Here is a 22,625-nt window from a genome sequence, read left to right as displayed (position 1 = left end):
TTACGCTCCCGGAGCCGGGCGTTCGCCTGACACGCGATCGACGAGGGCGAGCATCCGGTCGGTGCCATCGGCGATGCCGGCGGATGACGCGCGCTCGCCCATCCGACGGAGCGCTGCCGGGTCCGCCAGGAGGGGCAGGACCGTCGACGACACCCACGCGGGCAGGAAGTCGGCGTCGTCGACGAGGATTCCGCCGCCCGCCTCGACGACGCCGCGCGCGTTCCAGCGCTGCTCGCCGTTCCCGACGGGGTAGGGGACGTAGACGGCGGGGATGCCGAGGGCCGCGAACTCGCTCACGGTCGCAGCGCCCGCACGAGACAGCGCGACATCCGCGATCGCGAGTGCCAGGTCCATCCGGTCGCAGTACTCGATCATGCGGTAACCCGCGAGGTTCGGGTCGGACACCTCGGAGCGCCCGCCGACGATGTGGAGCACCTGCCATCCGGCCGCGAGGAGGGCTTCGGCCGACGCGACGACGGTCGCGTTGATCCGCCGGGCACCGAGCGAGCCGCCCGTGACGAGGATGACGGGCCGATCGGCCTCGAGGCCGAAGTACTCGGCTGCGGCCCCACGCTCGGCGGCTCGGTCGAGCCGCTCGATCTCGGCACGGAGGGGCATTCCCACGAACGTCGCGTGCGGCAGCTTCGTGCCCTCGAACGCGACCCCGACGGCCGTCGTGTAGCGAGCACCCAGCCGGTTGGCGAGTCCGGGTCGCGCGTTCGCCTCGTGGATCGCGATCGGCAGGCCGGCGCGTCGTGCGGCGAGGTAGGCGGGCGTCGAGACGTAGCCGCCGAATCCGGTCACGACGTCGACGCCGCGGTCGGCGAGCGTCTTCTCGAGGCCGCGGACGGTCGCGCGGAAGCGCGGAAGGAACGACACCGCTTGGGCGTTCGGGCGGCGCGGGAACGGCAGGCGCGGGATGGTGAGCAGTTCGTAGCCGCGAGCCGGCACGAGCCGCGACTCGAGACCTTCCTTCGTGCCGAGCACGAGGACCTCGGCGCTCGCGTCGCGTTCGCGGATACGGTCGGCGACGGCGAGGAGCGGATTCACGTGACCGGCGGTACCGCCGCCGGCGAGAAGGTGGACGGTCACTTCGATACCTCAGGGGATTGTCGTGCGACGGAGAGCACGATGCCGATCGCGAGGAGGCCTGACACGAGAGCCGTTCCTCCCGACGAGATGAGCGGCAACGGTACGCCGAGCACGGGGAGGACGCCGAGCACGACGCCCATGTTCACGAAGGCCTGCGCGACGATCCAGATGGTGACGAACGCCGTCGCGGCGCGACCGAAGGGCGTCTGCGCACGACGCAGGATGCGGGAGAACGACACGGCGAGCAGCACGAAGAGCACGAGCACGACGACGGCGCCGACGAGACCGAGCTCCTCCCCGATGATCGCGAAGATGTAGTCGTTGTCGGCGGCCGGGAGCCACATCCACTTCGACTGCGAATTGCCGAGGCCGACACCGAAGAACCCGCCGTTGGCGAGGGCGAACGTGCCGTGCGTCGACTGCCAGCACGTGTTCTCGTAGTCGGTGCAGCCGTCTTCGAAGAAGGCGAGGATGCGCGTGACGCGGTTGGGACTCGCGATCGCGAGGGCGAGCATGCCCGCGATTCCGACGAGCACGGGGATGACGAGGAGTCGGAGCTTCACTCCGATGAGGTAGAGCGCCCCGAGCAGCGAGATCGCCATGATGACGACCGTTCCGAGGTCGCCGCCGAGCATGACGAGCCCGATCGCGGCACCACCGACGAGGAGGATCGGCAGAAGTCCGCGCTTGAACTCGCCGAGCACCGCCTCCTTCCGCGTCACCATGAGGCCGAGCCAGATCACGAGCGCGAGCTTGATGACCTCCGACGGCTGGAACTGGAACCCCGCGATCGAGAGCCAGTTCGTGTTGCCGCCGACCTCGATACCGAGGGGCGTCGCGACGACGAGCAGCTGCAGGAAGCACGAGGCCGCGAGGGCCGGCCACGCGACGGCCATCCAGAACTTCTGCGGCAGACGGCTCGCGAGCAGCATCGCGGGGATGCCGAGAAGCACGAACGCGCCCTGCCGGAGGAAGACGCTGAAGAAGTCGCGGCTGCCGTCGTACGACTCGACCGACGACGACGAGAGCACCATGACGAGCCCGAAGAGCACGAGGAAGATCGTCGTACCCGCGAGCAGGAAGTAGTCGGGGTTCTCGGAGCGGAACACCCGGCCGAGCCGGATGCGCACCGACGAGAAGCCAGAACCGCCCTCGCCCGAACTCGTCCGCTCCGCGCCCGCGTCAGCCTCGCGGGTTCTCGGGATCGTGCGCGGCGGCAGTGCCATCGGCCTCTCCTCCCACGATGTCGAACACGGCCTCCGCGAATCGGCGGCCCCGGTCACCGTAGTCGGTGAACTGGTCCATCGATGCCGCGGCGGGGGCGAGCAGAACAGTGTCGCCGTCCTCCGCGAAACCGAGGGCCGATTCGACCGCTTCGCGCATGACTCCCCCAGTGTCATCCGACTCGACGGCGTGGAGAGGAAGGTGCGGCGCGTGTCGCTCGAACGCCTCGAGAAGCGCGCTCCGATCGGCCCCGATGACGACGGCGCCGCGCAGGCGACCGACGTGGTCGCGAACAAGCGCGTCGACGTCGACGCCCTTCAGGAGTCCGCCGACGATCCACACGACCGAACCGAATGCCCGGAGGGACGCGCCCGCCGCGTGCGGGTTGGTCGCCTTCGAATCGTCGACGAAACGGATGCCTCGGGCGATGAGCACCGTCTGGATGCGGTGCGCATCGAGCCGGAACGTCGCAAGAGCTTCACGGATCGTCTCGGGGGCGACGCCGAGGGAACGCGCGAGAGCTGCGGCGGCGAGGATGTTCGCGACGATGTGCGGGGCGTCGAGCCCCGCGATCGAGAGTTCGGCGAGGGTCGTCAGCTCGAGCGCGGAGTTCCGTCGGTCCTCGAGGAAGGCTCGATCGCACAGGATGCCGTCGACGATCCCGAGGTCGCTCGGGCCCGGCACGTCGAGACCGAAGCCGATCGCGCGGGCACCCTCAGCGACATCCGCCTCTTCCACGAGCAGCCGGGTCACGGGGTCCGCGCGGTTGTATACGCACGCGATGCGCACGTTCTCGTAGACCGTCGCCTTCGCGTCGCGGTAGGCATCGGCGCTGCCGTGCCAGTCGAGGTGGTCGTCGGCGATGTTGAGGCACACGCTCGACGCCGGGTGGAGCGCTCCGGGGCCGGTGCGCGGAATGCGGTGCAGCTGGAAGCTCGAGAGCTCGACGACGAGGACGTCGAAGCCCTGCGGGTCGCGCACGGCGTCGAGGACGGGCACGCCGATGTTGCCGCAGGGGGCCGCGCGCAGCCCGCCGGCGGCGAGGAACGTCGCCGTGAGCTGAGTCGTCGTCGTCTTGCCGTTCGTGCCCGTGACGAGCACCCAGTCGGCAGCGTTGACCTTGTCGCGCACGCGCCAGGCGAGCTCGATGTCTCCCCATACGGCGATGCCCTCGTCATCGGCCCACCGCAGTACGGGGTGGTCGGGCCGGAAGCCGGGCGAGACGACGATGAGGTCGGGGGCGAACTCGGTGAGGTCGGCGGGCGCGCCGTCCAGCGGGTCGACGACGAGTCGAGCGCCGAGGACGTCGAGGATGCGGGCGCGGTCATCGTCGGCGGCGGTCGCGAGCACGAGGACGTCGGCGCCGAGTTCGACGAGGGTGTCGGCGACCGAGAATCCGGTCACTCCGAGTCCGAGGACGGCGACGCGGAGCCCCGACCAGTCGGAGTGCCAGCTCGTCAGCGTATCGAGGCGCTCGCGCGCGGCATCCGTCGTCAACTCTGCAACCACTCGAGGTAGAAGGTGCCGACGCCCGCGGCGACGAGGAGTCCGCCGATGATCCAGAAGCGCACGACGATCGTGACCTCGGCCCACCCCTTCAACTCGAAGTGATGATGGATCGGGCTCATGAGGAAAATGCGTTTACCGCGCGTGATCTTGAAGTACGCGCGCTGCACGATGACCGAACCCGTCTCGATGACGAAGAGACCGCCGATCAGGATGATGAGGAGCTCGGTGCGGCTGAGGATCGCGAGGGCCGCGAGGGCGCCTCCGAGCGCGAGCGAACCGGTGTCGCCCATGTAGAGCTTCGCGGGGTTGGTGTTCCACCAGAGGAAGCCGATGACCGCGCCCACGATGGCCGTCGCGATGATGGCGAGGTCGAGCGGATCGCGCACGTCGTAACAGCGGTAGACATCGTCCGCATCGAGGTTGTCGCCGAAGCACGACTGGTTGAACTGCCAGAAGCCGATGACGATGAAGGCGCCGATCGAGAGGATCGATGCTCCACCGGCGAGACCGTCGAGGCCGTCAGTCACGTTGACGGCGTTCGACGTGCCGACCGTCAGCAAGCAGATCCAGAGCACGAACAGACCGATGCCGACATAGGTGCCGAGAACCAGGAAGTCGATCGGGAGATCACGGATGAACGAGATCGACGTCGATGCCGGGGTCACGCCCTCCGCGTTCGGGAAGTTGATGGCGAGCACGGCGAACACCGTCGCGACGATCACCTGCCCGGCGACCTTCGCCCAGCCGCCGAGTCCGAGGCTCTGCTGCTTCCTCGTCTTCAGGAAGTCGTCGACGAAGCCCACGATGCCGAGCCCGACCATCATGAAGACGACGAGCAGGCCCGAGGCCGTCGGCGGCTCATCGTTCGCGAGCGTGCCCGCGAAGTAGCCGACGAGAGCTCCGAGGATGAAGACGATGCCGCCCATCGTCGGTGTGCCGCGCTTCGTGTGGTGCGACTTCGGTCCGTCGTCGCGGATGAACTGGCCCCACCCGAGGTGGATGAACAGCCGGATGAAGAGCGGAGTGAGGAAGAGGGTGAAGGCGAGGGAGACGGCACCCGCCGTGAGCAGAGCTCTCACGCGAACCACTCTCCCAATCGGTCACCCAGATGGCGGAGTCCCGCCGAGTTCGATGATTTCACGAGGATCGTGTCTCCTGCCCCGATCGAGTCCTTCACGAGGTCGAAGGCCTCATCGGCCGACTCGACGTAGGCGGACTCGCCGTCCCACGACCCTTCGTTGATCGCCGTGATGTGCAGGCGCCGCGCGCCCTCTCCCACGACGACGAGCTGGGAGATCCCGAGACGAACGATGAGGAGTCCGATGCGATCGTGCTCCTCCCCCGAGAGTTCGCCGAGTTCGCTCATCTCGCCGAGCACGGCGATCGTGCGGGAACCCGGTCGCTTGATCTGCGCGAGGGTCTTGAGCGCCGCCGACATCGAGTCGGGGCTCGCGTTGTACGCATCGTTGATGACGGTGATGTCGTCGCGACCGCCGAGGAGCTGCATGCGCCAGCGCTCGGCGAGCGTGACGGACTCGAGAGCCGACACGATGTCGGCGAGACCGACCCCGAGCTCGAGGGCGGCGGCCGTCGTCGCGAGCGCGTTCATGACGTGGTGCTCGCCGAGGACCTGGAAGTGCACCTCTCGGCGCTCACCGCTCCGGAGTTCGAGCACGAAGTCGGTTCCGCGGGCGTGGGCGCGGATGTCGACGGCGCGCACATCGGCGTCGTGGCCGAGTCCGAACCACACGACGCGAGCGGCCGTCTCGGCCTGCATCGGCACGACACGCGGGTCGTCGGCGTTCAGCACGGCGACGTCGGTCTCGAGGAGGTCGGTGACCATCTCCGTCTTGGCGCGGACCGTCTGCTCGATGCCGCCGAACTCGCCCGCGTGCGCGAGGCCGACCTTGAGGACGATGCCGACGTCGGGGCGCGCGAGTCGCACGAGGCGGGCGATCTCGCCGACACCGCTCGCACCCATCTCGGCGACGAGAAACTCGGTCTCGTGGGTCAGTTCGAGCATCGTGAGCGGCGCACCGACCTCGTTGTTGAACGAGGCCCGCGGAGCGATCGTCGGACCGACGCGCTCGAGCACCGCACGCAGCAGGTTCTTCGTCGTCGTCTTGCCGTTCGAGCCCGTCACACCGACGATGCGGAGGCGACCGCCCGCGCGGACACGGGCGACGACCTCGCGCGCGAACTCGCCGAGGGCGACGACCGCGTCGTCGACGACGATCTGGGGCACCTCGAGGTCGAGTTCACGCTCGACGATGAGGAGCGCTGCGCCCTGCTCGAGCGCGGTCGGCGCGAAGAGGTGACCGTCGGTGAACTCGCCCGGCTTGGCGACGAAGACATCGCCCGCACGGACATCGCGGGAATCGGTGTGCACGGCCCCGTCGATGACGAGGTCGGGCGAGGCGACGCCGCGCGTCACCAGCACGCCGCCGGCGGCACGGGCGATCTCGTCGAGTGTGAGTGCGATCATTCGAGCCATCCTGCCTCTCGGAGCGCCTGCCGCGCATCGTCGCGCGCCGAGTACGGGATCTTCACTCCCGCGACCTCGTGGTAGTCCTCATGACCCGGTCCCGCGTAGAGTACCGCGTCGCCCTCGTGCGCGAGCGCGAGCGCCGCGCGGAAAGCCTCACGCGGGTCGGCGATCTCGATGATCTCCCGATCAGGGACAGCCCTCTGCGCACCCTCGATGAGACTCCGGCGGATCAGCGCCGGGTCTTCGAACCGCGGGTGGAAGTCGGTGATGACGACGACGTCGGCGCCGCGCGCGGCGATCGCTCCCATGTCGTCGCGCTTCGTCGTGTCGCGGTCGCCGTCGGCGCCGAAGACCATGACGAGTCGGCCCGGAGTCACCCGACGGATCGCGTCGAGGGTCTGCAGGAAGGCGTCGGGGCTGTGGCCGTAGTCGATGAAGACGAGGGGGCCGCGGTCGCCCGAGATGCGCTCGGCGCGACCCGGGATGTACGCATCGATGCCGCCGTCGCGAGCGAGCGCGTGACTGATGACGTCGAGGTCGACCCCCGACTCGACGAGCATGACGATCGCGAGGCCCGCGTTCGCGGCCATGTACCGGCCGAGGAGGGGGACGCTCGTCGCGATGCTCCGGCCGTCCGGGCCGCTGAGGGTGAAGGATGTCGAGGTCGCGGACTCCTCGTCGATGACGAGCGTCCAGTCGGCGCGGATGCCCGGCTCGGTCGACAGGGTCGTGACCGGGACGCGGGAATCCGCCACGAGACGCGAACCCCAGTCGGAATCGACCGTGACGACGGCCCGGTGGGCGCGATCGGGCTGGAACAGCTCGAGCTTCGCCCGGTAGTACTCGTCCATCGAGGCGTAGTCGTCGAGGTGATCGTGGCTGAGGTTCGTGAATCCGGCGACGTCGAAGACGAGACCGTCGACGCGGTGGCGCGACAGGGCCTGCGCCGACACCTCGACGCCCACGGCCCGCACGCCGACCTCGCGCATGCGAGCGAGGAGGGCGTGGAGCTCACTCGCCTCGGGGGTCGTGAGCGAGCTCGTGACCGCCTCGTCGCCGATGCGGCGCTCCGCGGTCGACGTGAGCCCGGCGCCGATGCCGAGCTGACGCAGGATGCCGTAGAGCAGGTAGACGACGCTCGTCTTGCCGTTCGTGCCGGTGACGGCGAAGAGCGTGGCCTGTTCGTCGTCGTCGCTCGCGTGAACACCCGTGCGGTGAATCCAGGCGGCGACCTCGCCGAGGGCTGCGCGCGCGTCGGGTGTGACGACGATCGGAAGCCCGGAGTCGGCCGCGAGGGACGCTCCGGCTTCGTCGGTCAGCACGGCGACGGCGCCGCGCTCGGCGGCCTGCGCGGCGAAGCTCGCACCGTGGGCGTTCCGGCCCGGTACGCCGACGTAGAGATCGCCGGGCTGCACGTTCGACGAACTGAGGGATGCCCCGGTGATCTCGACTCCCGCGAGCTCACCCTGCGCGTCGAGCTGGAACTGCTCGACGAGGCCGGTGAGCGCTCGCGGACTCGGATGCTGGGGACGGAGTGCCGTGGGCGCCGATCCGGTCACAGGGCCCACTCTCTTACCATCGTGATGGCAGTTCGGGCGCAGGGGCGCCGGAAGGAATCGTCCGGAACTTTTTCAACGCGTAGCTCATGACCTTCTGGAACACGGGTGCCGACGCGGCGGACGAATTCATCTTAACCGGATCCATGATGCTCACCGAAACGACGTACTGGGGGTCGTCCGCGGGAGCGAAGCCGGCCACCGAGACGAGGTATCCGCTCTGGTAGCCGCCGCTGCCGTCGGGCACCTGCGCGGTACCCGTCTTGGCCGCGACGCGGTAGCCCGGGATGTTCCAGGCCTCGCTCAACCAACCCTCGAGGTAGACGCGCTCGAGCATCTGCGACGTCTGGGTCGCCGCGTCCTCCGAGATCACCCGCGTGCCCTCGGTCGACGGCTTCTCGGTCACGGTGCCGTCGGCCGCCGTGCAGCCCGAGACGAGCGAGACCGGCATGCGCACGCCGCCGTTGGCGATCGTCTGGTACGCGCTCGCGATCTGCACAGCGGTCGTCGCGACGCCCTGGCCGAACATCGTCGTGTACTTCGTCTGGTTGTCCCACGCGTCCGTTCCGGGGTCGTGCAGGATGCCGGGCTCCTCGCCGAGGAAGCCGACCTCGGTGGACCGACCGATGCCGAAGGCCTTCATGTAGTCGGTGCGCTGCTCGTCGGAGATCATCTCGCCGAACATCGACATGCCCGTGTTCGACGAGTCGATGAGCACGCCCGTGAGCGTCATCCGCTCGTCCTCGTGGTACGAGCTGTCGTTGATGTTGGCGCCGTTCGGCGGCAGGTAGCGGTAGGGCGCGATGACCCCGGGACTCGTCGCCGTCGCCTTGCCGGCGTCGACGACGGCCGCTGCGGTGAGGGCCTTGTACGTCGAGCCCGGCTCGTACGGCGTCGTGAAGGAGCGCGAACCGCGATCCTCGGCGTCGGTCGCCGCGATGTTGTTGGGGTCGACCGTCGGCACGTCGGCGACGGCGAGGAGCTCGCCCGTCTTCGCGTTCTGCACGACGACCGTCGCCCACTGCGCACCCGTCGCCTCGACCTGGGCGAGCGCGACCTGCTGCGTGAACCACTGGAGGTCGGCGTCGATCGTGAGTCCGAGCTGACCGCCGTCCTTCGCCTGCTCGAGCGTGACCGTGCTGTCGGGCAGGGCGACGAAGTCGGCGCCGCTCGAGACGTACGACTCGAGGCCGTCGTCGCTCGCGAGGCACGAGTCCTCCGAGAGTTCGAGACCGGCGAGCGGGTCGCCCTCATCGCCGACGAATCCGACGAGGTTTCCGGCGACGGCGCCGTTCGGGTAGACCCGGCTGGGATGACGCTCGCGACTCTGCCATGGGATGCCGAGCTCTTCGACGGCGCGGTAGGTCTCGATGTCGACCTGCTTGGAGATGTAGGCGAAGTCGGACTTCGGGTTGTCGGCGAGGGCTGAGTCGATGATCGCGATGATCGACTCCCCCGTCATGCCGAGCACCGCGCCGAGTTCGGCGGCGGCCTGCTCGCGCGTCACGGTCGTCTTCGTGCCGTCGTCAGCTGTGCGCTCGAAACCCCGGGCGTTCTTCGGGGAGACCGTGACGTCGTAGCGCATCACGCTTCCCGAGAGCACGGTGCCGTTCGCGTCGACGATGTCGCCGCGCGTGCCGTAGATGACCCGCTCGATCGATCGCTTGCCCTCGGCATCGCGGTTGAGTTCGGCGGCGCGGACGACCTGGATGTCGACGAGTCGGACGACGAAGACGCCCACGAGTGCGATCAGGAGTACGGCGGCGATGAAGATGCGCCTCGATCGCGCTCTGCTCGTGTTCACTCTGCGTCCTTCCTGCACGGCCGGGCCGTGACTGACCGGCTCAGCTGCATTCGGGGCCCCGTTTCGATCAGTGCGTCGACGGAGTCGGAAGCCCGCCCTGCAAAGCTACCTCCGGCTGCACGGGGGTCGTGGGTGCGACGCTCGGCGTGCCGGATGCCGGAGGTGCGACGGGTGCGCTCGCACCGGAGCCTCCGGCGGGTGCGACGTCGGTCGCGAGAGGGATGCCTTCGATGAGCTTGTTCGGAACGAGCGACGCATCGCCCACGTCGAGCGCCGTCGCGCCGGGAGCACCCAGCACGGCGGCGTCGGAGAGCCGCAGGTAGACGGGGTTCGCGTTCGGCACCATGCCGAGCGCTTCGGCGTTCGCCGCGAGGAACTGGGGCGACGAGACGCGGTCGAGGTCTTCGCTCACGGACTCGGCGGTACGGAGGAGGTCGCTCTGGGTCGCCGCGAGAGCGTCGAGCTCGTACGCGCCCTGCGAGATCGCGATGCTCACGAGCAGCTGGGTCGCGGTGATCGCGGCGATTCCCGAGACCGCGACGACCGCGTAGGCGAGTCGCGGCCGCGCCGCACGGGCACGGGGTACGAGGGAGAGCAGCGGCTTGCGCGGCGCGCGCTCGATCTCGGGAGCGAGCGGGCTTGCAGCGGTAGCGCTCATGACGCCCTCCTCAGTCGTTCGGCTGCGCGCAGGCGCACGGGCTTGGCTCGCGGGTTGCGCTCGGCCTCGGCATCCGTCGCCAGTTCGGCCCCACGGACGAGGAGCCGGAACTCGGGTCGGTGCTCGGGGAGCTCGATGGGCAGGCCGACGGGAGCGGTCGAGGACGACACGCGCTGCAGGTCGCGCTTGACGATGCGGTCCTCAAGCGACTGGTAGGCGAGAACGACGATCCGGCCGCCGACCGCGATCGTGTCGAGTGCCGTCGGGATGGCCGACTCGAGCACCTCGAGCTCTTCGTTGACCTCGATGCGGAGGGCCTGGAAGACGCGCTTCGCGGGGTGGCCGTTGCGCTGGACGGCCACTGGTGTGGCGTCGTGGATGATCGACACGAGTTCGGCGGAGCGCTCGATGGGCTTCTCGGCCCGTGCCCGCACGATCGCCCGGGCGTACCGGGCGGCGAGCTTCTCTTCTCCGTAGTCGAGGAAGATGCGCCGGAGGTCTGCCTCGTCGTACGTCGCGATGACCTCGCCGGCCGTGATGCCGCTCGTGACGTCCATGCGCATGTCGAGCGGTGCGTCCTTGGAGTAGGCGAACCCTCGCTCGGCGCGGTCGAGCTGGAGCGAGGAGACACCGAGGTCGAAGAGCACCCCGTGGACCTCGGGGATGTCGAGGTCGTCGAGGGCGTCTGCGAAGCCGTCGTACACGGTGTGCACGAGGTGCACGCGATCGGCGAAGGGAGCGAGTCGTTCTTCGGCGATCGCGAGCGCGTCGGTGTCGCGGTCGAGGCCGACGAGCGTCGTATTCGGGAACCGCTCGAGGAGCGCCCGGCTGTGACCGCCCATGCCGAGGGTGGCGTCGACGAAGACGGAGCCCGGTGCCTCGAGGGCGGGGGCGAGGAGGTCGATGCAGCGCTCGAGCATGACGGGGGTGTGGATGCGTTCGATGTCGTTCATAGCGTCTCGGTGTCCTGTTCCTGGATCCGGATCCCCATCCGGTCGGTCCTGCTGCCGGGGAAGTGGCCTCAGGGGGCCGGCTGGGAGTCGGGGTCCAGGGGTCAGAAGAGTCCCGGGATCACCTCCTCCGCCGTGTTGGCGAATGCCGCCTCTTGCTCGGTCAGGTAGTCCTGCCACGACGTCTGGCTCCAGATCTCGACCCGGCTGCCCGCACCGATGACGGCGAGGTCGCGGTCGAGACCGGCGTAGGAGCGCAGCGATGCGGGGATCGTGACGCGGTTCTGCTTGTCGGGCGTCTCGGCCGTCGCGCCCGAGAGGAAGACGCGCATGTAGTCACGCGCCTGCTTGCTCGTGACCGGGGCCTGGCGGATCTTGTCGTGCAGGTCTTCGAACTCACGAGCGCTGAAGACGTAGATGCAGTGCTCCTGGCCGCGCGTCAGGACGAGGCCGTTGGAGAGCTCGTCGCGAAATTTGGCGGGAAGGATGATGCGCCCTTTCTCGTCGAGCTTGGGCTCGTAGGTTCCGAGGAACATGTCGCCACCTCCCCTCCGGCCTGGATTGCCTCCACTTTACTCCACAATCGACCACCAAACAACGAAAATGCCCCAGTTCGGGGCGCCGGAAACAAAAAATCCCTTGCCAGGCAAGGGATCTCGGCGGTGGAGGGAAATGGAGCGGTTGGGGGCTCCACGGGGCGTCGTGAGCCCCCGTGACACACCCGGAGGCGCGATCCGAGTGGCTCACGGCTCGTTAAACAGCGACGAGGGCCGATCGGAATCGATCGGCCCTCGTCGGACGTGGAGTGGTGGGGAGGCTACTCGCGACCCTCTTGACGACGTTCCCAGCGGTCGTTCATGCGACCGATGAAACCGCCGGAGTCATGTGCCGCGGCGCGCGGCGAACCGGTCGACGACGTGATGTCTTCGGGCGTGAGTCTCTTCGACGGCGTCAGCGCCAGCAGCACACCCGCGAACATCAGCACGAATCCGGCGATGCCGACGAGGAGCTGAGGGATGGCCACGCCCGCGATGAGCGCGGCGATACCGGCGGCGGCGAGAAGGATGCCGATGGTCACCGATCGGTAGTTGGGACGACCACGTCGCCCCCCGGTCGCGACGAAATCCGCATCATTACGGTAGAGACTGCGCTCCATCTCATCGAGGAGGCGTTGCTCCTGCTCGGAAAGCGGCATCTCATTTCCTCCAGGCTCGGGGTTGTCACCCGTGGGACGATTCTAGTCCCGGTCGCCGTCGGTAGGCTAGGCGGGTGGCCGATCGCTTCCGACTTGTCGATCTCGTCGACGCACGCATCGACGAGTTCATCTCCGACCGTTCCTCCATCATCCTCTCGATTGGACCGGACCTCGCCCCGCTGACCGACTTCTCGCGGCGATTTCTCAGCGGAGGCAAGAGGTTCAGAGCCCTCTTCTGCTACTGGGGATGGCAGTCCGTCGCCGGGCGGGAGGGCTTCGATCCGTTCGCGGACGTCGGGGACACCGACCTCGACTCGGTGGTCTCCGCGGCCGCGGCACTCGAGATCTTCCACGCCGCGGCCCTCGTCCACGACGACATCATCGATAACTCCGACACGCGGCGCGGCTCCCCCGCCGCTCATCGCCTGTTCGAGTCGACGCACCTCGAGTCCGGGTGGGCGGGCGATGCCGACGCGTTCGGACGGTCATCCGCGATCCTCCTCGGCGATCTCCTGCTCGGATGGAGCGACGAGCTCCTCGACGTCGGGCTCGAGCCGCTCGGGCGCGACCGTGCTCGCGCGACGCGTGCGGAGTTCATGCACATGCGCACGGAGGTGACGGCCGGCCAGTACCTCGACATCCTCGAGGAGCAGGCGTGGGTGCGTCAGCAGGAGAGCGAGATGCGATCGCGCGCCGAGCGCGTCATCGTCTACAAGTCGGCCAAGTACAGCATCCAGGCACCGCTCCTCATCGGAGCGGCGATCGGTGGGGCGACCCTCGACCAGCGCGCGGCCCTTCGCGACTTCGGCCTCCCGCTCGGCATCGCCTACCAGCTGCGTGACGACATGCTCGGCGTGTTCGGCGACTCCGCCGTCACCGGCAAGCCGAGCGGAGACGACCTCCGCGAGGGCAAGCGGACCGTGCTCGTCGCGCTCGCCCGCGAACGTCTCGCGGCCGGCCCGCGGAACGTGCTCGACGAGCTGCTCGGCGATCCGACGCTCGGCGACGAACAGGTCAGGATGCTCCAGCGCACGCTCACCGAGTGCGGCGCCGTCGATGCGGTCGAGGCCCTCATCGAGGAACAGGTCTCACTCGCACTCGCCGCGCTCGAGGGATCAACCCTCACTCGCGCAGCGATCGACGAACTCACCGCACTGACGAAGACGGTGACGCGCCGCTCATCGTGAGCGGCGGTAGGTCAGGCGAGGGCTTGGGCGATCCGACGCACTTCGGCCTTGCGGCCGGCGAGCAGCGCATCGATCGGTGATGCGCCGAGGCTCTCTTCGACCTCGAGCATCCACCGGAGCGCTTCCTCGTCGGTGAATCCCGCGTCGCTCAGCACGGTGACCGTGCCCTGGAGTTCGGCGATCGGCTCACCGTCGCGGAGGAACACCGCGGGCACCTTGAGCACACCATCGATGCGTCCGGCGAGCAGGTGGTGGTCGTCGATGAGACGACGCACGCGGCTCGGCGAGAGGTCGAGGATCTCGACGAGGTCGGGGACGGTCAGCCATTCGGCGGCAGCGTTCTCTGTCACGCTCCAAGACTGCCACGTCGGAGCGGACGTCGCAGCACCGACTCGACTTCGCGGACACGCGAGACGGTCGTTGATTAGACCCCCCGTCTGTGGGACGGTTGCCGTCGTCGAGTCAGAACATGAAGGGTGGTACCGATGTCTTCGCCACATCCGGCCGATGACACGAACGAACCGAGCGACTCGTCCCCACGCAGCGAAGCCCGCCGGCGACGAGCGCGCCCCATGACCGGCATCGGCCGGCTCGTCTCCGTGCCCGTCGCCATCGTCAGCGCCGTCGCCGTGACGTTCGGCGTCGCCACTCCGGCCGAGGCGAACCCCACCGTGTCGAAGCGTCCGCCCAAGGCGAAGGCGATCACCCCCGAGGTGCGCACCGCCGGCGCTCGCGTCGCGACCGAGGCGGCACCCGTCGAGTACACCGTGCAGAGCGGCGACACGATCAGCGGAGTCGCGGAGCGCTTCGGCCTGCCGACGGCGTCCGTGCTGGCACGGAACGGTCTCAGCTGGTCATCCCTCATCTTCCCCGGGCAGGTGCTCGCGCTCGTCGACGCCGCCGCTGCGCGACCCGCCCCCGCCGAGATCCGTCGGCACACGGTCGCCGACGGCGAGACGATCAGCGGCATCGCCGCGTCGTACGGCCTCTCGACCTCCGACGTGCTGAGCGCCAACGGGCTCGGACCGCAGAGCCTCATCTTCGCCGGTCAGTCGATCGTGCTCCCCGACTCGGCGTCGCCGGTGCCCGCAGCGGCCGTCGCGCCCGCACCGCCGGCTGCTGCTCCCACGACCCACACCGTCGTCGCGGGCGACACCATCTCGGGGATCGCGGAACGTCTCGGGACGAGCATCCAGGCCGTCCTCGATGCGAACGGACTCGACTGGTCGAGCGTCATCCACCCCGGCGACGTCATCTCCCTACCGGGCGCCCCCGTGCCCGCGGCGATCGTGACCCCGGTCGATGTCGCGGGCCTCACCGACGAGATGGCCGCCAACGCGCGCGTCATCATCGCCGTCGGCCGCGAACTCGCCCTCGGAGACCAGGCGATCGTCATCGCCCTCGCCGCCGCGGCGCAGGAGTCGGGCCTCGTGAACGTCGACTACGGCGACCGCGACTCGCTCGGTCTCTTCCAGCAGCGCCCCAGCATGGGCTGGGGAACCGAAGCCGAGGTCCGCGACCCGACTCGCGCCGCGCGAGCCTTTTACGGCGGCCCGTCGTCGCCGACGGGAGGCGAGCCGCGCGGCCTCATCGACATCCCCGGGTGGGAGACGATGAGCGTGACCGACGCGGCGCAGGCCGTGCAGCTCTCGGCCCACCCCGACCTCTACGCGCAGTGGGAGGGCCCCGCACGCACGTGGCTCAGCGTGCTCGGTTGACAACAGACTCATACCGATGGCGTGTCGCACGGTGTTTCGGTCATGAGGGTGCGCTCCGGCTTCGTACACTCGAACCGTGACCACCCCGCCTGCCGATCCCCTGATCGGCCGTCTCATCGACGGCCGCTACCAGGTGCGCTCGCGAATCGCTCGCGGCGGCATGGCGACGGTCTACCTCGCGACCGATCTGCGCCTCGAGCGACGCGTCGCGATCAAGATCATGCACGGCCACCTGGCCGACGATGCGTCGTTCAAGGACCGCTTCGTGCAGGAGGCGCGATCGGCCGCGCGCCTCGCGCACCCGAACGTCGTCAACGTCTTCGACCAGGGCCAGGACGCCGACTCGGCGTACCTCGTCATGGAGTACCTGCCCGGCATCACGCTCCGTGACCTGCTGAAGGACTACACGTCGCTCACCCCCGAGCAGACGGTCGACATCATGGACGCCGTGCTCTCCGGCCTCGCCGCGGCCCACAAGGCCGGCATCGTGCACCGCGACCTCAAGCCCGAGAACGTGCTGCTCGCCGACGACGGCCGCATCAAGCTCGGCGACTTCGGTCTCGCTCGGGCCGCGAGCGCCAACACGGCGACCGGTCAGGCGCTCCTCGGCACGATCGCCTATCTCTCCCCCGAGCTCGTCACGCGCGGCGTCGCCGATGCCCGCAGCGACATCTACGCCGTCGGCATCATGATGTACGAGATGCTGACGGGCGAGCAGCCCTACGTGGGCGAGGCGCCCATGCAGATCGCGTATCAGCACGCCAACGACCAGGTCCCCGCTCCGAGCAGCAAGAACCCCGCGATCCCCGCCGCCTTCGATGAGCTCGTGCGCTGGTCGACCGAACGCGATCCCGAGCAGCGTCCGCGCGACGCCCGGGAACTGCTCGATCGACTGAGGTCGATCGAGTCGAGCGTTCGTCGTCCCGACCCGATCCCCACGGGCGCGACGCTCGTGCTCGGCGAACGGGGCTCGACGGGCGAGACGCAGTTCCTCGGAACGACGCTGCTCGGCCCCGAGCCCGAGGCCGCAGAACCGGACGACGCGTCCGCGCTCCTCGTCCGCCGCTCCGAGCGTCGCAAGCGCAAGGGCTACTGGCTGTTCGCCCTCGTCATCCTCCTCACGGCCCTCGCGGGCGGCACCGGCTGGTACTTCGGTTCAGGGCCCGGCTCGCAGGTCGTCATCCCCGACGTTCGAGGGGCCGAGATGGATGCCGCCGAGCAGACGCTCCTCGACTCCGGATTCCAGGTCACCCGCGACTCCCGCTACGACTGGGAGATCGCCGTCGGCCTCGCTTCGGCGACATCGCCCGACGGCGCCGCACCGCGCGGATCGACGATCACGCTCTACTCGTCGCTCGGTCCGCGCTCCCTTCCCGTCCCCGACGTCGTGGGTACGCCCGAGGCCGACGCGCGCTCGGCGCTCTCCGAGTTCGCGGTCGCCGCCGACGCCATCACTCAGTTCGACGACGAGATCCCCGCGGGCTCGGTCATCGCGGCCCTCGACTCCGAGGGCAACGGGCTCGGCGACTCGTACTTCGAGAGGGCGCCCATCACGCTCGTCGTCTCTCTCGGGTCCTTGCCCGACCTCGTCGGCGACTCGGTCGAGGACGCGTTCGCGGCGCTCACCGAACTCGGGCTGACCCCCGTCGAGGGCGAGCGCCAGTTTGTGAACGACGGCTCCATCCCCGCCGACCACGTCATCTCGATCTCCCCCGAGGCCGAGGGCCCCGTCCGCCCCGGCGCGACGATCATCGTCACCGTGTCGCAGGGTCAGGACCTCGTCGAGATTCCCGCGACGGCCGGCACGCCCATGGCGGAGGCGCTCGACGCCCTCCGCGAGGCCGGCTTCGAGGTCACGTACAACCTGCCCGACGCGTTCCTCCCGTTCGCGACGGTGACGTCGACGAACCCCGAGGGCGGCGGTCAGGCCGTGCGCGGCTCGACGATCGCCGTCGTCGGCACCATCACGCTCTGAGCCGGGCTCTGCTCGGGTGCACCTCGCCGGGTGAACGACGGAGCCGCCGGCCCGGCAGAAGCCGGAGCCGACGGCTCAGTGTGGAACGGTGATCAGCGTGCGGCGAGCTCCTCGGCCACGAGGAACGCGAGCTCGAGCGACTGCATGTGGTTCAGACGCGGATCGCACAGGCTCTCGTAGCGCGTCGCGAGGGTCGCCTCATCGATGTGCTCCGAGCCGCCGAGGCACTCGGTGACGTCGTCGCCCGTGAGCTCGACGTGGATTCCGCCGGGGTGGGTTCCGGCATCGCGGTGAGCCTCGAAGAAGCCCTTGACCTCGTCGACGACATCGTCGAAACGACGTGTCTTGTAGCCGTTGGGCGTCGTGATGCCGTTGCCGTGCATCGGGTCGGTGACCCACAGCGGCTGCGCGTCGCTCTTCGAGATGGCCTCGAGGAGCGGCGGCAGAGCGTCACGGATCTTCCCGGCGCCCATGCGCGTGATGAACGTCAGACGACCGGGCTCACGCTCGGGGTCGAGCTTGTCGATGAGCTCGAGCATGACCTCGGGCGTCGTCGTCGGGCCGAGCTTGACGCCGATGGGGTTGCGGACGCGCGACAGGAAGTCGACGTGGGCGCCATCGAGCTCGCGCGTACGCTCGCCGATCCACACGAAGTGCGACGACGTGTTGTACGGCGTGCCCGTACGCGAGTCGATGCGCGTCATCGGACGCTCGTAGTCCATGAGGAGGCCCTCGTGGCCGGTGTAGAACTCGACACGTCGGAGCTCGTCGAAGTCGGCACCGCAGGCATCCATGAACTTCACGGCACGATCGATCTCGCGGGCGAGCTTCTCGTAGCGCTGGTTCGCGGGGTTCGCGGCGAAGCCCTGGTTCCAGCTGTGCACCTGACGCAGGTCGGCGAAACCGCCCTGCGTGAACGCACGGATGAGGTTCAGGGTCGACGCGGCCGTGTGGTAGCCGCGGACGAGGCGACCGGGGTCGGCCGCACGCGACTCGGGCGTGAAGTCGTAGCCGTTCACGATGTCGCCGCGGTACGCGGGCAGCGTGACGTCGCCGCGCGTCTCGGTGTCGCTCGAGCGGGGCTTCGCGAACTGACCGGCCATACGGCCCATCTTCACGACCGGCATCGAGGCGCCGTAGGTCAGCACGACGGCCATCTGCAGCACGGTCTTCACGCGGTTGCGGATCTGGTCGGCCGTGGCACCGGCGAAGGTCTCGGCGCAGTCGCCGCCCTGGAGCAGGAACGCCTCACCGCGTGCAGCGGCGGCGAGTCGATCACGCAGCATGTCGACCTCGCCCGCGAACACGAGCGGCGGGAGGCCGGCGAGCTCAGCGGACGCCGCCTGGGCGGCCTCGGGGTCGGGCCAGGATGGCTGCTGCTTGATCGGAAGCGTGCGCCAATAGTCGAGCCCGGCAATCACAGAGGCATCTGCTTGCACGACCGGTTCGACCGACTGAGTCACGGGAGTTCTTCCTACTCGATGTATTCCGCGTGGAGTACGCGGGAGGCGGGAGCGCCGACTGTCGAGCCTAGCGCGAAAGCGACGCGCGCTTCTCCTTGACCGAACTGGCGTAGACGTCGACGTATTCCTGGCCGCTCAGCGCGCGCAGGTTGTAGACCAGTTCGTCCGTGACGGAGCGCAGCACGAAGCGGTCGCCCTCGAGTCCCTCGAAGCGACTGAAGTCGATCGGCTCGCCGATGATGATGCCGATGCGACGGATCTTGGGGATGCGCGAACCGATCGGCATGACCTTCTCGGTGTCGATCATGGCGACGGGGATGACGGGCACGCCCGACTCGAGGACCATGCGTGCGACTCCGGTGCGACCGCGATACATGCGCGCATCGGGGCTCCGCGTGCCCTCCGGATAGATGCCGAGGAGCTGTCCGTCGTGCAGCACCTTCAGGCCCGTGTTGAGCGACGCCTCGGAAGCCTTGCCGCCCGATCGGTCGATCGGGAGCTGCCCCGTGGCCTCGAAGAACAACCGGGTCGCCCAGCCCTTGATGCCGGTGCCCGTGAAGTACTCGCTCTTCGCGAGGAACACCACACGCCTGTTGACGGCGAGCGGGAGGAACACCGAGTCGATGAACGACAGGTGATTCGAGGCGAGGATAGCGCCGCCCGACTTCGGGATGTTCTCGAGGCCCCTGACCCACGGGCGGAAGATCGCGAACAGGATCGGTCCGGCGACGATGTTCTTCATGATCCAGTAGAACAAGGGCCCACCGCCTTTCCGCGTTTCACGAGCGACAACCGGTACAGACTACTCGCTGCCGGACTAGCGGTGGTCGCCGACGTAGATACGCGCGAGGTCGGCGGCGCCGACGACTCCCGCGTCGTTCACGAGCTCGGCGATGACGAAGTCGGGCTCGGGGTGGTAGCCGCGAGCGGGGAGGTGATCGAGATAGGACGCGCGGATCGGCTCGATGAGAAGGTCGCCCGAGGCGGCCACACCGCCGCCGATGACGAAGAGCTGGGGGTCGAGCACGGCCGAGAGGCTCGCCGCCGCCTGACCGATCCAGTGGCCGAGCTGGCGGAGGGCCGCGACGGCGCCCGGATCGCGCTGCGCGATGAGCGAGCCGACGATGCCGCCGTCGAGTGCTCCCGCAGCCTCACGGGCCGAGGCGAGCGCCTGACCGATGCCGCCGGCATCCGCGATCTCGTTCGCGAGGCGGAGGAGTGCCCGGCCCGAGCCGTACTGCTCGATGCACCCGTGCTGGCCGCACCCGCACGCGAGGCCTCCGGGCACGATGCGCAGGTGGCCGAGCTCGGCTCCCGCGCCGAATCCGCCGCGCAGGAGACGGTCGTCGGCGACGATCGCTCCCCCGACGCCCGTGCCGATGGTGAGCATGACCATGTCGCTCACGAGGCGCCCCGCGCCGAACCGGAACTCGGCCCAGCCCGCGGCGTTGGCGTCGTTCTCGATGATGACGGGCACCGAGACGCGCTTCTCGAGCTTCTCGCGGAGGGGCTCGTTGCGCCAGTTGATGTTCGGTGCGTAGTAGACGCTCGACTGCGCGGCATCGATGAACCCGGCCGCGGCGACACCGGCCGCCGCGATCTCCTCACCCTCGGCGAGGGAGTTGATCATCTCGACGATGGTCTGCTCCATGAGGACGGGGTCACCGGCGGGCGACGGTCGACGCTCAGAGCGGAGGATCTCTCCGAACTCGTCGACGACCGCTCCAGCGATCTTCGTTCCACCGATATCGATACCGATCGCGCGCACAGGCAGAACCTTCCGGGGTACTCGAAGAGGGGGTTTTCTCGGGCGGTCGCGCCCGGGCACTGAACTAGAGTGTAGTAAACAGTCTGCCGAGGTCGGCCTCCGTGACGACGGTGTCATAGCAGCCGACTTCCCGGTACCGAAGGAGCTACCGTGACCCAGTTCGATACGCCCGCCCTCGTTGAGGCCGACCCCCAGGCGAACGCGACGGACCTACTCGTCGATCGCGTCGCTCAGACACCGAGTTCCGTACTGTTCTCCGTTCCCGACGGCGACGGGTGGTCGCCGATCACGACCCAGCAGTTCTACGACCAGGTCATCGCGCTCGCGAAGGGACTCGTCGCCGCCGGCATCCAGCCCGGCGACAAGATCGGCCTCATGTCGAAGACCCGCTACGAGTGGACGCTCATCGACTTCGCCACGTGGTTCGCCGGCGCCGTCCTCGTGCCGGTCTACGAGACGAGCTCGCCCCAGCAGGTGAAGTGGAACCTCGCCGACTCGGGCGCGACCTCGGTCATCCTCGAGACCGCCGACCACTTCGCGCGCTTCGACGAGGTGCACCCCGAGCTGCCGGAGATCGGCAACGTCTGGCAGATCGAGCTCGGCGACCTCGACAAGCTCGCCGCGGCCGGCGTCGGAGTGGATGACGCCGAGATCGAGCGTCGACGCACTCTCGCCGTCGGTTCCGACATCGCGACCCTCATCTACACCTCCGGCTCGACCGGCAAGCCCAAGGGCTGCGTGCTGACGCACTCGAACTTCGTGGAGCTCGCCCGGAACTCCGCCGTCGCCCTGAAGGAGGTCGTCCACGACCCGCGCGGCGCCTCGACGCTGCTCTTCATCACCACGGCGCACGTCTTCGCCCGATTCATCTCGGTGCTGTCGGTTCATGCCGGTGTGCGTGTCGGCCACCAGCCCGACACGAAGCTCCTCCTCCCCTCGCTCGGCAGCTTCAAGCCGACGTTCCTCCTCGCGGTCCCCCGCGTCTTCGAGAAGGTCTACAACGTCTCCGAGCAGAAGGCCGAGGCGGGCGGCAAGGGCAAGATCTTCCGCGCGGCCGCCGACGCGGCTGTCGAACACTCGCGACTGGTGCAGGAGGGCAAGCCCGTCCCGTTCGGTCTGAAGATCAAGTTCAAGCTCTTCGACAAGCTCGTCTACTCGAAGCTGCGGACGGCGATGGGCGGCAACGTCACCTACGCCGTCTCGGGTTCCGCGCCCCTCGGCCCGCGACTCGGCCACTTCTACCACTCGCTCGGTATCACGATCCTCGAGGGCTACGGCCTCACCGAGACGACGGCTCCCGCGACCGTGAACCTCGCGAACAAGTCGAAGATCGGCACGGTCGGCCCCGCCCTCCCCGGAGTCTCGGTGCGCACCGCCGACGACGGCGAGATCGAGGTCAAGGGCGTCAACGTCTTCAAGGAGTACTGGAAGAACCCCGAGGCCACGGCGGCGTCGTTCGACGGCGAGTGGTACAAGACGGGCGACCTCGGCTCGTTCGACGCCGACGGCTTCCTGACCATCACCGGACGCAAGAAGGAGATCATCGTCACGGCCGGCGGCAAGAACGTCGCACCGGCCGCGCTCGAAGACCCGATCCGTGCGAACCCGCTCGTCGGCCAGATCGTCGTCGTCGGAGATCAGAAGCCGTTCATCTCGGCCCTCGTCACCCTCGACCCCGAGATGCTGCCCGCGTGGCTCGGCAACAACGGCCAGGATGCCGGCATGAGCCTCGCCGCGGCCGTCAAGAACCCGGCGGTGCTCGCCGAGGTGCAGCGCGCGATCGACGCCGCCAACGAGTCGGTCTCACGCGCGGAGTCGATCCGCAAGTTCGTCGTGCTGAACACCGAGTTCACCGAGGCGAGCGGCCACCTCACGCCGAAGATGAGCATCAAGCGCGACAACATCCTGCGCGACTATTCGGGCGAGATCGAGGGCATGTACAGCGGCGCCCCGGCGACCGAGGGCATCTCGACCGCCGGTTGAGCATCAGACGAACGCCCCCGGAATCATCGATTCCGGGGGCGTTCGTCGTTCAGCC

The 22,625-nt window shown here is 68.8% G+C and carries 19 protein-coding genes; 4 read left to right on the top strand and 15 right to left on the bottom strand.

Features of this window, described 5'->3' with window-relative positions; genetic code table 11:
* The 11 genes from BJ972_RS02380 to BJ972_RS02330 all read right to left on the bottom strand — a co-directional run bounded on the left by BJ972_RS02380 (nucleotide 1) and on the right by BJ972_RS02330 (nucleotide 12,476).
* The gene (locus BJ972_RS02380) at nucleotides 1–1,092 is read right to left on the bottom strand and encodes a UDP-N-acetylglucosamine--N-acetylmuramyl-(pentapeptide) pyrophosphoryl-undecaprenol N-acetylglucosamine transferase (protein WP_129175066.1); all 1,092 of its coding nucleotides are present in this window, start codon (nucleotides 1,090–1,092) and stop codon (nucleotides 1–3) included.
* Nucleotides 1,089–2,318 (bottom strand): putative lipid II flippase FtsW, encoded by a 1,230-nt coding sequence (gene ftsW, locus BJ972_RS02375; RefSeq protein ID WP_129175064.1) that lies wholly within the window; start codon nucleotides 2,316–2,318, stop codon nucleotides 1,089–1,091. The genes BJ972_RS02380 and ftsW overlap by 4 nt, the downstream gene beginning before the upstream one ends.
* A complete protein-coding gene (murD, locus tag BJ972_RS02370; protein ID WP_129175062.1) occupies nucleotides 2,275–3,825 on the bottom strand; it encodes a UDP-N-acetylmuramoyl-L-alanine--D-glutamate ligase in 1,551 nt (516 codons plus the stop codon). Before murD ends, ftsW begins: the two co-directional genes overlap by 44 nt.
* Nucleotides 3,810–4,904 (bottom strand): phospho-N-acetylmuramoyl-pentapeptide-transferase, encoded by a 1,095-nt coding sequence (gene mraY / locus BJ972_RS02365; protein WP_129175060.1) that lies wholly within the window; start codon nucleotides 4,902–4,904, stop codon nucleotides 3,810–3,812. The genes murD and mraY overlap by 16 nt, the downstream gene beginning before the upstream one ends.
* A complete protein-coding gene (locus tag BJ972_RS02360) occupies nucleotides 4,901–6,310 on the bottom strand; it encodes a UDP-N-acetylmuramoyl-tripeptide--D-alanyl-D-alanine ligase (protein ID WP_129175058.1) in 1,410 nt (469 codons plus the stop codon). The genes mraY and BJ972_RS02360 overlap by 4 nt, the downstream gene beginning before the upstream one ends.
* Nucleotides 6,307–7,872: a Mur ligase family protein gene (locus tag BJ972_RS02355; RefSeq protein WP_129175056.1), complete on the bottom strand. Its 1,566-nt coding sequence runs from the start codon at nucleotides 7,870–7,872 to the stop codon at nucleotides 6,307–6,309. Before BJ972_RS02355 ends, BJ972_RS02360 begins: the two co-directional genes overlap by 4 nt.
* 13 nt (nucleotides 7,873–7,885) lie before the next feature.
* Complete coding sequence (locus BJ972_RS02350) at nucleotides 7,886–9,673, bottom strand: peptidoglycan D,D-transpeptidase FtsI family protein (protein ID WP_129175054.1); 1,788 nt, start codon at nucleotides 9,671–9,673, stop codon at nucleotides 7,886–7,888.
* Nucleotides 9,674–9,740: 67 nt separating this feature from the next.
* Nucleotides 9,741–10,331 carry a cell division protein FtsL gene (gene ftsL / locus BJ972_RS02345; protein WP_129175052.1) on the bottom strand — a complete coding sequence of 197 codons (591 nt, stop codon included), beginning with the start codon at nucleotides 10,329–10,331 and terminating at the stop codon, nucleotides 9,741–9,743.
* Nucleotides 10,328–11,284: a 16S rRNA (cytosine(1402)-N(4))-methyltransferase RsmH gene (gene rsmH, locus BJ972_RS02340; protein WP_129175050.1), complete on the bottom strand. Its 957-nt coding sequence runs from the start codon at nucleotides 11,282–11,284 to the stop codon at nucleotides 10,328–10,330. Before rsmH ends, ftsL begins: the two co-directional genes overlap by 4 nt.
* 101 nt (nucleotides 11,285–11,385) lie before the next feature.
* Nucleotides 11,386–11,817, bottom strand: coding sequence for a division/cell wall cluster transcriptional repressor MraZ (gene mraZ / locus BJ972_RS02335; protein WP_129175049.1), 432 nt, complete (start codon nucleotides 11,815–11,817; stop codon nucleotides 11,386–11,388).
* A gap of 281 nt (nucleotides 11,818–12,098) precedes the next feature.
* Complete coding sequence (locus BJ972_RS02330) at nucleotides 12,099–12,476, bottom strand: SCO2097 family morphological protein (protein ID WP_129175047.1); 378 nt, start codon at nucleotides 12,474–12,476, stop codon at nucleotides 12,099–12,101.
* Nucleotides 12,477–12,550: 74 nt separating this feature from the next.
* On the opposite strand from BJ972_RS02330, the gene BJ972_RS02325 reads away from it, so the two are divergent.
* Nucleotides 12,551–13,663 carry a polyprenyl synthetase family protein gene (locus BJ972_RS02325; RefSeq protein ID WP_129175045.1) on the top strand — a complete coding sequence of 371 codons (1,113 nt, stop codon included), beginning with the start codon at nucleotides 12,551–12,553 and terminating at the stop codon, nucleotides 13,661–13,663.
* 11 nt (nucleotides 13,664–13,674) lie between these two features.
* On the opposite strand, the gene BJ972_RS17070 is transcribed toward BJ972_RS02325, so the two are convergent.
* Entirely contained in the window at nucleotides 13,675–14,013 is a 339-nt protein-coding gene (locus BJ972_RS17070; RefSeq protein WP_129175043.1) for an Rv2175c family DNA-binding protein, read from the bottom strand.
* 222 nt (nucleotides 14,014–14,235) lie between these two features.
* Between BJ972_RS17070 and BJ972_RS02315 the strand changes: the two genes are divergently transcribed.
* Together BJ972_RS02315 and pknB are read left to right on the top strand one after the other, a co-directional pair.
* On the top strand, nucleotides 14,236–15,381 hold the full coding sequence (locus BJ972_RS02315; protein ID WP_129175041.1) for a LysM peptidoglycan-binding domain-containing protein: 1,146 nt from the start codon (nucleotides 14,236–14,238) through the stop codon (nucleotides 15,379–15,381).
* A 76-nt stretch (nucleotides 15,382–15,457) separates the two neighbouring features.
* Entirely contained in the window at nucleotides 15,458–17,356 is a 1,899-nt protein-coding gene (gene pknB / locus BJ972_RS02310; RefSeq protein WP_129175039.1) for a Stk1 family PASTA domain-containing Ser/Thr kinase, read from the top strand.
* A gap of 92 nt (nucleotides 17,357–17,448) precedes the next feature.
* Here the strand turns inward: pknB and BJ972_RS02305 are convergent, their stop codons facing one another.
* The 3 genes from BJ972_RS02305 to BJ972_RS02295 form a co-directional block, all read right to left on the bottom strand.
* A complete protein-coding gene (locus tag BJ972_RS02305) occupies nucleotides 17,449–18,777 on the bottom strand; it encodes a class II 3-deoxy-7-phosphoheptulonate synthase (RefSeq protein WP_129175353.1) in 1,329 nt (442 codons plus the stop codon).
* 109 nt (nucleotides 18,778–18,886) lie between these two features.
* Entirely contained in the window at nucleotides 18,887–19,576 is a 690-nt protein-coding gene (locus BJ972_RS02300) for a lysophospholipid acyltransferase family protein (RefSeq protein WP_129175037.1), read from the bottom strand.
* Nucleotides 19,577–19,636: 60 nt separating this feature from the next.
* Entirely contained in the window at nucleotides 19,637–20,587 is a 951-nt protein-coding gene (locus BJ972_RS02295; RefSeq protein ID WP_129175035.1) for an ROK family glucokinase, read from the bottom strand.
* 150 nt (nucleotides 20,588–20,737) lie between these two features.
* Between BJ972_RS02295 and BJ972_RS02290 the strand changes: the two genes are divergently transcribed.
* The gene (locus tag BJ972_RS02290) at nucleotides 20,738–22,570 is read left to right on the top strand and encodes an AMP-dependent synthetase/ligase (RefSeq protein WP_129175033.1); all 1,833 of its coding nucleotides are present in this window, start codon (nucleotides 20,738–20,740) and stop codon (nucleotides 22,568–22,570) included.
* Nucleotides 22,571–22,625 lie beyond the last annotated feature (55 nt).

Source organism: Agromyces atrinae, assembly GCF_013407835.1.
In the GTDB taxonomy this organism is placed as follows: domain Bacteria; phylum Actinomycetota; class Actinomycetes; order Actinomycetales; family Microbacteriaceae; genus Agromyces; species Agromyces atrinae.
Note: the sequence above shows the minus strand (reverse complement) of the source record. Positions and strands in the feature narration are given on the sequence as shown.

Excerpts from the sequence above, each read along its gene's own strand:
- BJ972_RS02360 (WP_129175058.1), bottom strand. The coding sequence starts at position 6,310 with ATGATCGCACTCACACTCGACGAGATCGCCCGTGCCGCCGGCGGCGTG.
- ftsL (WP_129175052.1), bottom strand. The coding sequence starts at position 10,331 with ATGAGCGCTACCGCTGCAAGCCCGCTCGCTCCCGAGATCGAGCGCGCG.
- mraZ (WP_129175049.1), bottom strand. The coding sequence starts at position 11,817 with ATGTTCCTCGGAACCTACGAGCCCAAGCTCGACGAGAAAGGGCGCATC.
- BJ972_RS02330 (WP_129175047.1), bottom strand. The coding sequence starts at position 12,476 with ATGCCGCTTTCCGAGCAGGAGCAACGCCTCCTCGATGAGATGGAGCGC.
- rsmH (WP_129175050.1), bottom strand. The coding sequence starts at position 11,284 with ATGAACGACATCGAACGCATCCACACCCCCGTCATGCTCGAGCGCTGC.
- ftsW (WP_129175064.1), bottom strand. The coding sequence starts at position 2,318 with ATGGCACTGCCGCCGCGCACGATCCCGAGAACCCGCGAGGCTGACGCG.
- BJ972_RS02315 (WP_129175041.1), top strand. The coding sequence starts at position 14,236 with ATGACCGGCATCGGCCGGCTCGTCTCCGTGCCCGTCGCCATCGTCAGC.